Consider the following 12,959-nt stretch of genomic DNA (forward strand, 5'->3'; position numbering starts at 1 on the left):
TCTTGGAATAAGAGAATGGGTTTGTTGTGAGTGCGGTGCCGCTCACAATCGCGACGTAAACGCCGCTAAAAACATTCTCGCGCTCGGGCATGAGCGTCTAGCGGTAGGAATCCCCGCCCTTTAGGGCGGGGAGGATGTCAAGCTAACTCTCCCAGCTAAAGCCGTGCTTGCATCCACCCATGCGGCTTGCACTTTCTGGCAACCTTCTTCAGCAGCAGCAATTTTTGCTTTAGCATTCATGTTCGCCTTTCCGTTAGTCGATCAGCGTGCCGTCAACGGCGATACGCCAGGTGTATTGCGAACCGTGATTCACATGATCTGGCGCACACGAGTAAGTCACCGAGCCATCCTTGTTCAAGGAGCGCGGCTTACGCTCTCTCCCACACATCGGACACTCAAGCGCTGGGTAGTTGCTAACACAATCTACCGGGAGTGTGGGAGCTGGTGCATATACCCGTTTCACCGCTTGAATAACTTCCGGCGACAAGTCTGATAATCGTTGTGCGTGGATCACTGGCATCACAATTCCTTTCCGTTAGAACTTCTTTTTAGCCTTTTTTAAAAAGCCTATTTCGAGACCAAAAATATCGCCTATCTTGTTTAGCGTTTCTACATTTGCCGAACCGCTCCCGGTTTCGATTTTCCGTAATGTCGCCAGCGAGATTCCGCGATGTTTTGCGAACTCTGGTTGGGTCAACCGACTGATACGACGCATAGCTTTTGTCGCGCTGGGGATGCCGAACTGACCTTCGCCGAATTTCTGAAAGAACTCATCAACCAATTTTCTTTCAAATTCTTTGTCACTTGGTTTTAGGCGTTTGTCCATTATCTCGACATCCCATTAATTTCGGCGCAGCGGCCTTTGTCGATGGATTCACAAACCTGATTTATCTGTAGCTTGCACAATTGAATGATGTTGGCATCAACCCCGCACTCTTCCATAGTCAACGGCAAATCTTCAATCACTTTCGAGAACGATTGAATTTCAAGCATGACCGCATTCTTGCCCTCACCTTCTAACGGCAATTCTTCGATCACATCGGCAAAATTATTTATAACCTGCCCATACTGGTTCAACCACCTGCTGGCCCGCACGATCATTTCCCTGTCCATGAACATCGGCGCAATATCGAATACAGGGGTTAGTTGTATCGTGCCATTTTCAAGTTGCTGGACAGCCGTGTTACGAGCGTGATTGTCGGTATTGCGCATCGCCAGGTTCAAAAGATCACGCTTGATATATTCAACAACCTCACCAACCGGATCGCTCACGTAAGGCAAGAAAGATTTTACGAGGTCATAATGATTGGGCCGGATGCCGAATGTGCGATGACCAGCAAGCGATGCCAGACTCTCCTGATGCAAACGTACCACAGCCCCATCCTTCATCGTCCGGTCGAACCTGGGTACAAACAACATCCCGTCACGATAGAAGGTTTCGCCATGCGACCTGAGCCCGCACACCCGAGCGACTTTGATATACGCAGCTTCATTCTTAAGGATCGCCTGATCCGTTTCATGCCGGCCACGAGGTAATTTCATGAGCCAATGAGAGGCGACGTCAGATTCTTTTGCGAATGAATCAAGAAACCACAATCCATCATTATCTTTGACAAGCATGAATTTAGCGGACGCGCCTTGCAACCCTGTTGTCCCTGCACCCAACATGCCATGCCTGGATAGATTCTCTATAAAGTCATCTTTGCGGCTCACTATCTCATCAAGCGTGAAGCCTTGATTTAAAGAAACGTCACCTTCCATGACGCTGTCTGCATATGTGACGGCAGTGTCGAGTCGTAACTGGCCGACAGGGTTGAATGCGCCGTGCTGAATGAGAGGCATAACCAGATCATCCGAGTCAGCCAACCCTAGCCGCTGCGTCAAATACCGGCGCCCATTCCCCTGAGGAACCATGTCTAATAGAAATGATGGGCACGATCCCATTGGCTGCCTTGTTTCCAAAGATACGGGCAACGTCAACGATACGGGGCGGCAAATATCCCCGAATACATACTCCGGCAGATATTCAAACGTGCAGCGATCACGCCCGCCAGACTCAATCAGAGCAGCTTCGTGCCATTTGCCATCAACATGGATTTCAATTATGCTTTTCATGCATTAAAGTATATAGATTGCATGCGCAAGTGTCAATGATTTATATATTTATATATACAAAATACACGATGATGTCACCAATAGCAGCAAGCTACGTACTGGATTTTGTCGTCAAGCCTGGAGGGAGGGTGGAGTAGTCGCTGGGCTATGTTCAAACTCGAACGCGCGCAGTTCAGCCGCCATCCCTTCGCGCAGCGTACTTAGTAGGCCGGCCATCTTCCCCGCCAGAGCGGCAGCATCCTTATGAGGGATATAGTGCGCTTCCGCCAAGAGCTCATCTGCATACGCCAGCAACGCGGCGCGATCAAGATAGTCGCGTAAGACCTCATCCAGAGGAAGCTGATGGGATTCAAGCTGCCACTTGCCATCACGAAAAGCGACATAATCTGTGCTGACGTCGTCTGTGACAACCAATTGCCCATTATCAGCACGGGCGATGCCGATGCCATCACTGATGCATTTTGCTACGTCCTTTAGGTATTCCATATCTCACTCCCCATGTTACTCAAAATATTTGATTATCTAACCGAAAACGGCGCCGGCACTTCAACCTCAACATCCTGCCCGGTGATTTTTCTGATAACCTCATTCGAATGACTAAGCCACTCTGCCTCGATCGAGTCCGGATTGTGCCTGTCAATCATCCGCGACAGAGCCTTGTGCAGCCCCACCAAAACCTCAAGATGCTCTGGCGCCATCGATAAAGCACCTTTCATCCCATTCCTTTCGAGCGCCCCGGGGAACTCGATCTCAGTCGCATGCTGCACGGTGCGCGCGGTATTGCGGATCGACATCATCCGGCGCTCGTAATACTGTAGCCGGGCAGCGGGATCGCTCGGCATGTTGTCGCAAGCAGTCCACTCGATGATGGAGTCGATCGCTTCCTTTGGGGTTGGTATGCTCATATATTCACTCCTTGGGTTGATGTCGTCATGGCAAAGTGCTTAGGAACGGTTTATCACATGCGAATAGCCGGCAACTCCGATGCCGCCACATCGCCAGCATTCATAGGAGGCTTCACACCCCACATCGATTCCGACGGAAGGCAGAACGCGCTCTTTTCATGCAAAGATGCAACCAATTCGGCGCGCGAAGCGTCGCGGGGAATGTCGCGATTGATCACAACAAGCTTTGACATCATTCGCTCAAACGGATGTATGTTGGATTGCTGCGAGAATGCCTTCATGGCAAGCATGTAATCCTCTCGAAACACGGTTGGCACTATCAGTCGATCCATTCCATTCGATGCAAGCTCGTTATTCAGCAGCAATCTTGATATTCTGCCATTACCATCATCAAACGGGTGCACCTCGGTGAACACAAGCTTTAAGAAAGCCGCCCTCGGCAGCCCTGGGGACAAATCCTTTGCCATATCAAATCCACGCCGAAGCGTTTCACTCACAAGCTCTGGCGCTACGAATTTAGTATTTCCCGCGCGATTGAAGTTCTCCTTGAACTCTCCTGCTGTATCAAATCGATGCTTCATCAGTGCCCGGTGCCATGCGCGTACCGTCTTGATTCCAACCTCACTCCCCAATATTGCAACTTGCGGAGACAGGATTATTTTGTAAAGCGCAACGATATCGTGCCCATCCTTGCTTCTTGGATGGGCGTCGCCATACCCGGATTGGAAGACTATTTTCTCCGCCTCTTCGATCTCGAATTCCGTTCCCTCAATGTAGTTGGAGAAATAACTTTCAACGAACCCCATCGGCTCGCGCTGCGACGCGAGGCGGGAATCCGGCACAGATACTACCGACATGGAGGTTTGAAGCCTTTCCGCCGCCATAGAAAACAGGGCAAGGCGAGCGCCATCAACCGCCACGTGCGATACAGAAGATTGAGCAAGACGAGCAAACGCCGCATCATAGGCCATCGCAACTTCGCGCGGCAACTCCGACACACCTATCGCGCTCGATACCGCACCAAACACATCCAAGTCAGCTTTTAATCCGTCCGGATTCCCCGTTAAGATGGTATCAATATGCTGACGTAACGCGTGCAGCGCACCCTCACGATCCGACTTCTTTTGCACAACCTTCCCCGGCAATAAATTCTCAATGATTGCGCGGTACAGCGATGGCTTGACGATCTTGCCGCCAGTGGCGATCGGCAAGCGATGAACGTTATCGACCTTCGATGGCGTCACATCAACGATCATGCCGTCGGAGAGAGTCAGTCTTTTGGCGGAAGCGCCTTGAAGGTAGATCACATCATGACTTGGCTGCACTGCCAAAGCCGACTGCCACGACAGCGCGCCCTCAACCCCAAGGAGTGTCAGAATCTGCTCAATATCCCTGCATATCTGCGCGCGCACCGGCGTAAGGACATCATCCGAATAGATGCCCTCCGCAAGCCTCACAACCTTTCCTGTCCTGTGCTTGTAAGCAATAAGGGCAGAGTTTTTCTTGTTCGACACAATAATCAATTTCCACCCCAAAACTAAATTTATGCAGCTAGTTTATACGCTCAAAACTAAAAAAGCACCTCAAAACTAAAATCCAAAGCAAAATTTAATGCCTCAAAACTAAAATTGGATGAAGTGATAAACACACCTTCGCTCACGTATAACTACCGAACGGTTGCGCAACCGGTTCATCCAGAAGATTCAGCACCCCATCCTGCGGCGCCAGGAGCACTTCAGAGCGATGCAGCAGATTCATCATCGTCAGGCTTGCGCCTTCCTTATCCCATAGATCCGCGAATATGGCGCCAGTGTCGATCGCATAGACATTCCCAAATCGTGAAACGCCATTCATCTGAGGCGTGTGCCCCACGAATACGCGCCCGACGCCAGGAACGCCTGAAGTGTTACCGCCCTGGATGCGTTCCCTGCCCCATAGCAAGCTCTCAATCACCTTCGAGTCTTGCTCATCAGCCTTCGCGACGAACTGCTGCCACGACAACCCGAGAGGCACCTCTGCGTGAAGTAGCCCCACGATGCCGCGAGGCGTCTCAATCTCGATCACCAACGGAAGCTTGCGAATGGCCGCCAATATCTCCAATTTCAACTCCACAGGCTCAGCATCCCACCATCCAAGCCCATTTTGCCGTACCAAAAAGTGCTCTGAACCAAATGTCGGGATGTATCCGCCCTCACTCAACTGGATCAGCATATCCTCATGATTTCCTCGCACAGAATGGACGTATGGTAGGGATAGAAACTTGGCGACCCTGGCAGACTCGGGCCCACGATCAATTAGATCGCCAGTGCAGAAGAGGCGGTCGACCTTGGGCTCAAAACCGACGCGCCGCATTGCGACCAGCAGCATCGTGTAAGCTCCATGGATGTCACCGACAACAAAGTCGCGACCTGTAGTGTTTGCTGCATATCGCGCTATGCGTGGCGCCGTCATGGCGACATCCCGGGCGCATTGTTTTGAGAGACCTCTTCGACATATTCCCGAGCCTCCCTGAATACGCGCTTGACGTTGTTGCTCGAATACAGGATTTGAACAGGATCCCATCCGGCATTGGCTAAACGTTCAGCCATCCCGGTCAGGGCTGCGACGCGCAATGGCCGCCGCGGCTCACCCCTGATGAATTCGAATTCATCCATCACCGCCTTAAAAACGGCGCGGGGCTCGGGCTTGTCGCAGACGAACACCCATCCAGCGTCGATCATCTTGATGATGTGCCCGATCAGCGCCTCCTGTCGCAACTCCAGGTCAGAGTTATTCATGGCGCCATCACCTGCTCACATGACTCGCCCACGAGCTCTGCAACACAAGGTCGCTGGATTGCAGGCATCTTGCGCTGCACACCGTCCGAAGCCGGGATGAGCTCAAGCACATCATTCCAGTTCCAATCAGCATCGTCTGGGACATCCATGCTAACGCGCTGAATCACGCCGTCCGGCATGGATTCAGCGAGCCGCTGCGCGACAGTCAACGGCAATTCACCGCCTTCATTGCCATCCAGGGCGTAGATCAGGCTGTCATTCACAAACACCGCAGAATCGTTGTTCGATAGCACTACGTGCACGATCTTGGTCATCACATCACCTCATTTTTGTTTGGATGCTTCAACCATACACCAAATTAAAGGGATGTCACGGCGATCAATCGCATCGATACCCCGCTTCAGGCGCGAGGCGAATATTGCGCAACAGGCTCAATATTAACGACCAACTCTTCCGGAACGGGGATGCCATAGATGTCAGCGTCGCCGTATGCGATCGACTTCTTGTCGGGCATAAAACTCAGATCGTCAATAACCCATGGCTCACTCCCGCCTTCAAGCTTCCGACATTTCGTGCCGGCCGGCACCATGATCGAGTGCTTGAACACCGATCCTGACGGCGAAAACTCGATGACCTGGTCTTTTTCAGTGACGCCAGTATGCGTCCATGGGGTTTCAGTGCTTTTCATGGGAACCTTTCAATGGGAACCTTTCAATTAGACGGGCGAAACCTTTACATTGGACGAGTTATGCCGATAGCGCCATACAAGATACTTGCTGAACCTCCCCATGGCTAAAGCGAGGGGCTTGCGCTCATGGCTTGGTCAATGGCGCTATCGGCAGGCGCGACCTTCTTTGAGCAGATCGACAGTATCTTGTCGCATAGGGTAAGTTGAGGCACATTGAGGGTGCGACGTTCCATGACGTAACCGATCAAGCTGATCGTATTATGGAGCATCTTCACGCTTGGTTGGTCACTGACGTTGTGAAGCCTATCACATAGCTTGATGGTCAAGCCGTAGCTGGATAACTCCATAAACTTGCACTTATGGTACTCAAGCTTTCCGAGCGACTTGATGGCAACCACGTCGTTCGTCAACTCCTTGACCAACGATGCAACAAATCCGCCAAATACGCCGCTTATCTCATCATAGGTCGTATCGGTATCTTCAAGCGTGTCATGCAGCAATGAAGCGATGATCAGCTCGGTGATGCGCTCTGACGACTTGTGCGACGCCAGTATGTAGCTGACTGCGATAGGGTGTGCCGCATAAGGTGCCCCTGTTCCATTCCGCGTCTGCCCTTCATGCTTGATACGGATGAACTCTATCGCCTCCAGTATCTTTTCGCAGGATTCCATGATGCGTTACGCCGCAAGCGCCATCGGAACTACCATCGAGACCTCTTCGGACATCGCCCGGACAGCATCTCGCCGTGACATAGCCTCAAAGGCGCAGTGCAACATAGCCATCTCGCGAGTACCCCCAAAGCCGTGACTCTCATCTTCGACGCAAACGGCAGGGCACGGCATGATCGCATGAAAATTCCCGTCAGGCAGGCGTGAAACGCCCATCTTTCCCTCATCGCCGATATCCATCAGCACCTCATGAATGCTTGATGCACCAGGGCGACGAGTCATAATCTGCGATTCCAAATAACTTTTATCCATGCTGACACCTTTTTGAGTTGTGCGCGCTTGTATCAAACATACACTATTTTTGAAATGACGCAATCCGATTTACGGCTTTGCCGAGGCCGCCTGAAGCGACTCATTGAACACTTGTCCGCGCATTCCCCTTGCTAGGTGAGTTCCGAACCAGTTCATCTTGCTTAGCAGGCCGTGCATCAACGCACAATACCTATCTCTATCTTCCGTGTTCAATCAACCCTCGCGACATTCTTTTAACTCATATTCGGCAACGACATCATCGTCGATCAATAACATGCCGCCCACAACCGGGATCGACAGCTTCACGCTACGCCCCGGGGCGTACTCTAATACCGAAGACCGGACTATGTGATGCAATCCGTTATCATGAATCAACGCAGATGCCATAAGATCATCCGGGACGGCGTCATGAATAAATGTGTCATGCCCAATCCTTGAGAACCTGCTATGTAGCTGGACACCCCCATTTATTCTGATGTCTGGCCGAAACTCGAACAGATCAAGTTCAAGCCCACCCTCCTTGAGGACTTCCCGGAATACGGCTGGCCGGAAGCCTTCCCTATTTTTATTGGTCTTGTACACCATCGCATAGGGATGTCCATCCTCATCGCACGCGACGGCATAGGCACTGAATTCCTTGGCGAGAAGGATGAGCTTATCTTCGCGCTTTAAGCAACCTCCAGAGCGCGCCTATTTGCAGTCTCAAATACGCGCCACCTCATACCGAAAGAATCGCATCGGATTTTGGCATGAGCGATTCTTGCTCGCCACCTCCCTCGCCGCCTTCGGCATCATATCTGGAGCTCTCTGTTCGCAATCTAAATCGCAGGCTGATGCGATCGTCGGAAAAAAACAGGGCACAATTCAGATCAATAACGCCGGATTCGTAGAAGTCAAACAGTCGTTGGTTGAAGGTGTGCATGCCGAACTTCTGGTCGGACTCCATGCAACCTTTCAGCCCAGACAGGTCGCCGCGCGCAACATCCCTTAGAACGCGATGCGTGCCAACAAGCATCTCGGTCACCAGCAACGCCCCACCGTCCTGCCGCGTAGCGATCTGTTGCGCACACACCGCCGCAAGCGTGGTGGATAACGCCAGACTCGCCTCCTCCCGCTTGTTGGCGGGGTAGAGCTCAACCAGCTTTCTGATGGCGTCGACCGAATCCTCGGCGACAACAGAAATTACGACAAGTCGCCCCGCCTCCACATGCCGCATCGTCAGCGACAGCGAGTCGGAATCGATTACATCGCTGACGAATATTGCATTGGCAGCCTGATGGAACGCGTCGGACAATGCGGCTCGCATATGTGGCGTATCCGACCCGATCTCTCTTTGCGTCACGATGCATTGCTTGTGAGGCTGCGGAAACTCAATCATCTCCTCGATCGCCACGATATGGCCTTGCGAGAACCGGTTCCTGTGATCAAGCGCCGCCGCAAGCGTGGTCGTCCTGCCATTGCCGGACGGGCTTGCGATGACAATCAACCCCTTGTCGGCCAAGACGATCGGCTTGATCACCTCAGACAGCCCGGCTTCATCGATTGTTGGCATCACCCCAGGCAGATGGCGAATGACCATCCCGACCCGTCTTTGCTGCATGAACAAGCTTGCCCTGAATCGCCCGGATGGCGAAGTAAAGATGAAGGAGACGCTACTCCTCGCCAGGAATACCTGCCAGCGCCGCTCGTCGCAGATCGACTGCGCCATTTTGCGACAACTATCGGCCGCCAATGGCTCCTTCATGAGCTGGACGATCTTGTTGTCAATGCGACCCGCTGGCGGGTATTCAGTTGTCAGGAACAGCTCGGTTGCGCCAACCTTTGCCACCTGAGCAAGAAGCCCATTGACAACGCCCTTGGCCTTCTGGAGGTCTTCTTGGGGCGTCATGGCGTAGCGACCTCTTGTAGGGATGCAGAGGCGACAGGCTCTTGCTGAAACGCAGATACGCCAATGTGCGCATCAATCAATAAATGCAGCAACTCCATTGTCGAATTGTTTGCGATGGCGATATCGGCGCGAGCGGAGAGTCTATCAATATGTTTTTCAGATTCATGATTGCTCGCGCGGTATGTGCTGCGCTTGATCGCCCACATTTCGCCGCCATTCTCCTGAATAAGGTCGAATTCGTTTTCGAACCTCACGTCGGAAACGACCACGGACTTGCCCGCATCAAGCTTTGAACTTGCCTCGGCCATCAGATAATCCACCCATACGCCGTCATTGACGTGCCGCCTAAACCCCTCGGTGCCGATTAGCTGAGCAGCCTCTATGGGGGAATAGTTCCTGCCGGACAGCAGATTGACGAATATCTCCCGGCAGGCGACATCCGGCGGAGTATTTATCGTCTTTGGACTCAACTCTTCCAATATGGATTCATACCCCCGTTGCAGGTAAGGCTCGCCGGTTCGCATGAAGTCGCCATTGAGGTTCTTGTGCGGAACGTACCTGAACTCATCCAGATAGAAGTGATCCAGCGGCACATGATATGCGCGCGAGATGATCTTCTTCAACTTGTCGGCACAGGCCATCCTGACAAAGCCGTATCGCTGGATCAGGTAATTTGCGACGGTATCCTTGCCAGACCGCGAGCGGCCAACCATGCCAATGAACTGCGGTGTCTCTAATTTCATACCGGGATTGCCTCCAATAACTCCAACTCTTCGATAGATGTTTTGTCGTCGCACTGCGCCCTGCCAGACTGGGCATCCAGCGGGTCGCGACCATGAGCTTTTGAGATCGACCGCAAGCGATCGCGAAAGTCTTTGATACGCCAACCAAGCGTCGAGAGGTTGTGATAGATCATCGTTTCAGTGATGATCACCATGCACAGGTGATCCGCAGCGGCGGAGTAGCCAGGCGAACGGACATCGAATCCGGCGTGGGAATAAGAGCCGTCTTCGAATCGCAGGATTCCGCGACCCGCTGCGGCCATGATTTGTTCCCTTGCGTACCAGCTCAGCACATACCCAGGAACCTGGACCATGCGGTTAATCTCGTCGGACGAGATGCGATTAACGACAACTTGCATCCGGTGTAGCGTTGCGACACCGCCGGCCAGCGTAAGCGTCCTGCGCATGCGAACAGCCGTGTTCAGCACATCTCTTCTGTTGCCGTGCGCATAAATATGTCCGGAAACCCTATCAAAAAGCACCCCGGCGAACTCGAACAAGTCCGTGCAGCCGTCTTGGGCTACGCGCTTGATGCTTCCACCCTTCTGAGCATACTGATTGTGCATGAATATAACCTACGCTAACGATTTGGCAATTCTAACCGAAATCGAAAGTTACTCAAGGATGAAGTTTGAACATTAGGACTACTCAACCGGCAGACGCACCAAAGGTCTAGAGGTTTTATGGCTTGTTTTGATAAACGACGCCTTCATTAAGGCTATCTGTAGCCGTTTCATTGCTCTGTGAAGAGTGTGAGTAAATATTGTCCCTTGCATGATTCATTGGTGAGTTTTCACGATACGGGTTTTCTTTTTTCCTGATAGATGTCGGCTTGATCGCAGAAAACCCGATGGATTCAAGCGTGTCGGTTTGCTCTTCTATCACTTGCTCACCGTAAATTCGCTTTAAACCAGTATTCCATACACAAACCATACGCTTGTTTTGTTCGCTACACCACGGATGCCGCTTGGCAATATTCACTACCAAAGGAATTGTTTTTTCAATCCCACATTTTATTTCTTCCCGGTATTGATCAATCTTCGCTTTTTTAACCCCCCAGTCAAGAGCCATCCTCTCAAATGATTTTCCAATAACCCATTCTTTTTTGCCGCCAATAGTTAAAGCGGGAATATCCTTTTTGAATGATTCGAATGCCTTAACGGTTACGAGATCGTAAAATGGAGCTAAAACAGGTTTTATTTGATGGTTATATATCAACCCATAGTTTTTTAAATGCGAGTCCGCATTCCCTATGCACATATTAAATATATGTGATTTCAGCAACGCTTCCCTGAAAGCGATTTTATTATCAACAAAAGAGCCGATAATTTTATTAATCCGCTCATACGATCCTTTGTACTTTTCGAAAGGAGATAAAGCCAGCAATGAGCAAAAGTCCTCAAATCCCATGCCATCATCAAATCGTTTCACGAACAAAGTCCGACCATCCTTGGATAGTTCGCATTCCGGCACATCCAGCCCGCACTCGGACGCCGCTGCCATGCTTAAATATTCGTTGATAGAAAGACCTTTAAGTTCATCACCGTCGTATTTGGCAATCCATTTTTCAGATTTTAATGTGGTTCGTTGCGAGTTAAATAAAACTTTTGGATGCACCCCGGACACCCCTTGTCCGGCATATTTTTTCACCGCATCACTGAAAAATTCAACCGAATCCTGCTGTCGCGCATCTTCGATATTAAAATCAAATTGTCTTTTCCATTCCAATGGGTATCCGGCCGGAACAACCTGAATGCGACCAATTGTATCGTTTCCAGTTAAAGCTAGAAGTGCCATTTCCTCCGAAACCATCGCTTTGCCAAATGCCGCAGCCAGTGCATCTTTTCGCGCCCCCTCGGGTAAATTAATTTCAAAAAACGGATGCAGTCGTCCGACAGAAACCCATGATTCATTTCTTACTCTCATAGTTAGAGACACAAAATACTCCGGATCAATATCCGGCAGGTAAGTTAACGCGTAGCGATTTCCTTCCTTTGTTAATGTCGCCGATCTTTTACCATTCACATAAACATCGAGCCGGCTTAATGCCGATAATTGCAGATCTTCGATCGAGTAAATTTTTACCATTATCTCATCGCCTGATTATCGTTTTGTATTTCTTCAAATGTATACCCACCTGACACAGGACGAAGTTGTAAATCCAATCCAAGAAAATCGAATATCAAAAGCATTTTCCTGAAACCGATCTCATCTATATTCCCGGACTCAATCCTTGAGATAAGCGATTGATCGAACCCCAGCGCATCAGCTATATCAGCCTGGGAAAGTTTTTTTTGTTTTCTTGCGTTTCGAATTTCTTCACTAATGTCTGAAAAGTTCATAAACACCTCTACGTAAAGATAGACCCATCTTACCATAGCTAAAATTAAAATCAACATAAATATGTATTATGTTACATAATTCCTGTATTATTTTGTGTTTTATGTATTATATTGCATATTTCTAATGGAGATTCTTACTAGAAAATCCGAATGTTCTTACTGGGTTCACTAGCCATCCTTAGGCAGCACAGTAGCGATGATGGAAACCCTAGTCCCATCCGGACTTTCAGCGACCTGCCGACGAACCTGCCGATAAAACGCGATCGCCTCGTCAATCGGCAGCCTCATTAGATTCTTCACGACAAAATCACCACCAAGCACAAAGGGGGGGTGATTGGAACCTTGCCTATCCTGTTTGCACACCAGCCTACTACCTATAGTAGATTGACGGTTGTCGAATGAGAACAATAATCCCATTTCCCATCGTACAGTCCGCGATACGTGGGGCCGACCACATTCATACCGATACCCAATACGGAAGC

18 protein-coding genes are annotated in these 12,959 nt (G+C 50.6%); 1 reads left to right on the forward strand and 17 read right to left on the reverse strand.

Annotated features, from left to right (window positions below; all coding sequences use genetic code 11):
* Positions 1-7: 7 nt before the first annotated feature.
* A complete protein-coding gene (locus Q8O80_RS17860) occupies positions 8-124 on the forward strand; it encodes a zinc ribbon domain-containing protein (protein WP_305581785.1) in 117 nt (38 codons plus the stop codon).
* A 411-nt stretch (positions 125-535) separates the two neighbouring features.
* On the opposite strand, the gene Q8O80_RS17865 is transcribed toward Q8O80_RS17860, so the two are convergent.
* The 17 genes from Q8O80_RS17865 to Q8O80_RS17945 form a co-directional block, all read right to left on the reverse strand.
* Positions 536-826: a helix-turn-helix domain-containing protein gene (locus tag Q8O80_RS17865; protein ID WP_305581754.1), complete on the reverse strand. Its 291-nt coding sequence runs from the start codon at positions 824-826 to the stop codon at positions 536-538.
* Positions 826-2,115: a type II toxin-antitoxin system HipA family toxin gene (locus tag Q8O80_RS17870; protein ID WP_305581756.1), complete on the reverse strand. Its 1,290-nt coding sequence runs from the start codon at positions 2,113-2,115 to the stop codon at positions 826-828. Before Q8O80_RS17870 ends, Q8O80_RS17865 begins: the two co-directional genes overlap by 1 nt.
* Before the next feature lie 111 nt (positions 2,116-2,226).
* Positions 2,227-2,601, reverse strand: a complete 375-nt coding sequence (locus Q8O80_RS17875; protein WP_305581758.1) for a hypothetical protein — start codon at positions 2,599-2,601, stop codon at positions 2,227-2,229.
* Between the two features lie 32 nt (positions 2,602-2,633).
* Entirely contained in the window at positions 2,634-3,020 is a 387-nt protein-coding gene (locus tag Q8O80_RS17880) for a hypothetical protein (RefSeq protein ID WP_305581760.1), read from the reverse strand.
* 53 nt (positions 3,021-3,073) lie between these two features.
* The gene (locus Q8O80_RS17885; protein ID WP_305581787.1) at positions 3,074-4,534 is read right to left on the reverse strand and encodes a Fic family protein; all 1,461 of its coding nucleotides are present in this window, start codon (positions 4,532-4,534) and stop codon (positions 3,074-3,076) included.
* 142 nt (positions 4,535-4,676) lie between these two features.
* Positions 4,677-5,582 (reverse strand): metallophosphoesterase, encoded by a 906-nt coding sequence (locus tag Q8O80_RS17890; RefSeq protein ID WP_371136235.1) that lies wholly within the window; start codon positions 5,580-5,582, stop codon positions 4,677-4,679.
* Positions 5,468-5,797, reverse strand: a complete 330-nt coding sequence (locus Q8O80_RS17895; protein ID WP_305581764.1) for a hypothetical protein — start codon at positions 5,795-5,797, stop codon at positions 5,468-5,470. Before Q8O80_RS17895 ends, Q8O80_RS17890 begins: the two co-directional genes overlap by 115 nt.
* Complete coding sequence (locus Q8O80_RS17900) at positions 5,794-6,111, reverse strand: hypothetical protein (protein ID WP_305581766.1); 318 nt, start codon at positions 6,109-6,111, stop codon at positions 5,794-5,796. The genes Q8O80_RS17895 and Q8O80_RS17900 overlap by 4 nt, the downstream gene beginning before the upstream one ends.
* Before the next feature lie 86 nt (positions 6,112-6,197).
* Entirely contained in the window at positions 6,198-6,485 is a 288-nt protein-coding gene (locus Q8O80_RS17905) for a hypothetical protein (protein ID WP_305581768.1), read from the reverse strand.
* A 104-nt stretch (positions 6,486-6,589) separates the two neighbouring features.
* Complete coding sequence (locus Q8O80_RS17910) at positions 6,590-7,156, reverse strand: HD domain-containing protein (protein ID WP_305581770.1); 567 nt, start codon at positions 7,154-7,156, stop codon at positions 6,590-6,592.
* A gap of 6 nt (positions 7,157-7,162) precedes the next feature.
* Entirely contained in the window at positions 7,163-7,465 is a 303-nt protein-coding gene (locus Q8O80_RS17915; protein WP_305581772.1) for a hypothetical protein, read from the reverse strand.
* A gap of 213 nt (positions 7,466-7,678) precedes the next feature.
* Positions 7,679-8,050 carry a hypothetical protein gene (locus tag Q8O80_RS17920; protein ID WP_305581774.1) on the reverse strand — a complete coding sequence of 124 codons (372 nt, stop codon included), beginning with the start codon at positions 8,048-8,050 and terminating at the stop codon, positions 7,679-7,681.
* 133 nt (positions 8,051-8,183) lie between these two features.
* Positions 8,184-9,353 (reverse strand): ATPase, T2SS/T4P/T4SS family, encoded by a 1,170-nt coding sequence (locus Q8O80_RS17925; protein ID WP_305581775.1) that lies wholly within the window; start codon positions 9,351-9,353, stop codon positions 8,184-8,186.
* Positions 9,350-10,096, reverse strand: a complete 747-nt coding sequence (locus Q8O80_RS17930; RefSeq protein WP_305581777.1) for a hypothetical protein — start codon at positions 10,094-10,096, stop codon at positions 9,350-9,352. The genes Q8O80_RS17925 and Q8O80_RS17930 overlap by 4 nt, the downstream gene beginning before the upstream one ends.
* Positions 10,093-10,701: a hypothetical protein gene (locus tag Q8O80_RS17935; RefSeq protein ID WP_305581779.1), complete on the reverse strand. Its 609-nt coding sequence runs from the start codon at positions 10,699-10,701 to the stop codon at positions 10,093-10,095. The genes Q8O80_RS17930 and Q8O80_RS17935 overlap by 4 nt, the downstream gene beginning before the upstream one ends.
* 115 nt (positions 10,702-10,816) lie before the next feature.
* On the reverse strand, positions 10,817-12,223 hold the full coding sequence (locus Q8O80_RS17940) for a type II toxin-antitoxin system HipA family toxin (RefSeq protein WP_305581781.1): 1,407 nt from the start codon (positions 12,221-12,223) through the stop codon (positions 10,817-10,819).
* Positions 12,223-12,477, reverse strand: coding sequence for a helix-turn-helix transcriptional regulator (locus Q8O80_RS17945; RefSeq protein WP_305581783.1), 255 nt, complete (start codon positions 12,475-12,477; stop codon positions 12,223-12,225). Before Q8O80_RS17945 ends, Q8O80_RS17940 begins: the two co-directional genes overlap by 1 nt.
* Between the last annotated feature and the right edge of the window lie 482 nt (positions 12,478-12,959).

It is taken from the genome of Devosia sp. (assembly GCF_030689745.1).
In the GTDB taxonomy this organism is placed as follows: domain Bacteria; phylum Pseudomonadota; class Alphaproteobacteria; order Rhizobiales; family Devosiaceae; genus Devosia; species Devosia alba.

What these genes read in the sequence shown, in the direction of transcription:
- Q8O80_RS17910 (WP_305581770.1), bottom strand. Translation starts at nt 7,156, where the DNA reads ATGGAATCCTGCGAAAAGATACTGGAGGCGATAGAGTTCATCCGTATC.
- Q8O80_RS17880 (WP_305581760.1), bottom strand. Translation starts at nt 3,020, where the DNA reads ATGAGCATACCAACCCCAAAGGAAGCGATCGACTCCATCATCGAGTGG.
- Q8O80_RS17875 (WP_305581758.1), bottom strand. Translation starts at nt 2,601, where the DNA reads ATGGAATACCTAAAGGACGTAGCAAAATGCATCAGTGATGGCATCGGC.
- Q8O80_RS17920 (WP_305581774.1), bottom strand. Translation starts at nt 8,050, where the DNA reads ATGGTGTACAAGACCAATAAAAATAGGGAAGGCTTCCGGCCAGCCGTA.
- Q8O80_RS17940 (WP_305581781.1), bottom strand. Translation starts at nt 12,223, where the DNA reads ATGGTAAAAATTTACTCGATCGAAGATCTGCAATTATCGGCATTAAGC.
- Q8O80_RS17890 (WP_371136235.1), bottom strand. Translation starts at nt 5,582, where the DNA reads ATGGGATCCTGTTCAAATCCTGTATTCGAGCAACAACGTCAAGCGCGT.
- Q8O80_RS17865 (WP_305581754.1), bottom strand. Translation starts at nt 826, where the DNA reads ATGGACAAACGCCTAAAACCAAGTGACAAAGAATTTGAAAGAAAATTG.
- Q8O80_RS17915 (WP_305581772.1), bottom strand. Translation starts at nt 7,465, where the DNA reads ATGGATAAAAGTTATTTGGAATCGCAGATTATGACTCGTCGCCCTGGT.
- Q8O80_RS17895 (WP_305581764.1), bottom strand. Translation starts at nt 5,797, where the DNA reads ATGAATAACTCTGACCTGGAGTTGCGACAGGAGGCGCTGATCGGGCAC.
- Q8O80_RS17930 (WP_305581777.1), bottom strand. Translation starts at nt 10,096, where the DNA reads ATGAAATTAGAGACACCGCAGTTCATTGGCATGGTTGGCCGCTCGCGG.
- Q8O80_RS17935 (WP_305581779.1), bottom strand. Translation starts at nt 10,701, where the DNA reads ATGCACAATCAGTATGCTCAGAAGGGTGGAAGCATCAAGCGCGTAGCC.
- Q8O80_RS17925 (WP_305581775.1), bottom strand. Translation starts at nt 9,353, where the DNA reads ATGACGCCCCAAGAAGACCTCCAGAAGGCCAAGGGCGTTGTCAATGGG.
- Q8O80_RS17905 (WP_305581768.1), bottom strand. Translation starts at nt 6,485, where the DNA reads ATGAAAAGCACTGAAACCCCATGGACGCATACTGGCGTCACTGAAAAA.
- Q8O80_RS17945 (WP_305581783.1), bottom strand. Translation starts at nt 12,477, where the DNA reads ATGAACTTTTCAGACATTAGTGAAGAAATTCGAAACGCAAGAAAACAA.
- Q8O80_RS17870 (WP_305581756.1), bottom strand. Translation starts at nt 2,115, where the DNA reads ATGAAAAGCATAATTGAAATCCATGTTGATGGCAAATGGCACGAAGCT.
- Q8O80_RS17900 (WP_305581766.1), bottom strand. Translation starts at nt 6,111, where the DNA reads ATGACCAAGATCGTGCACGTAGTGCTATCGAACAACGATTCTGCGGTG.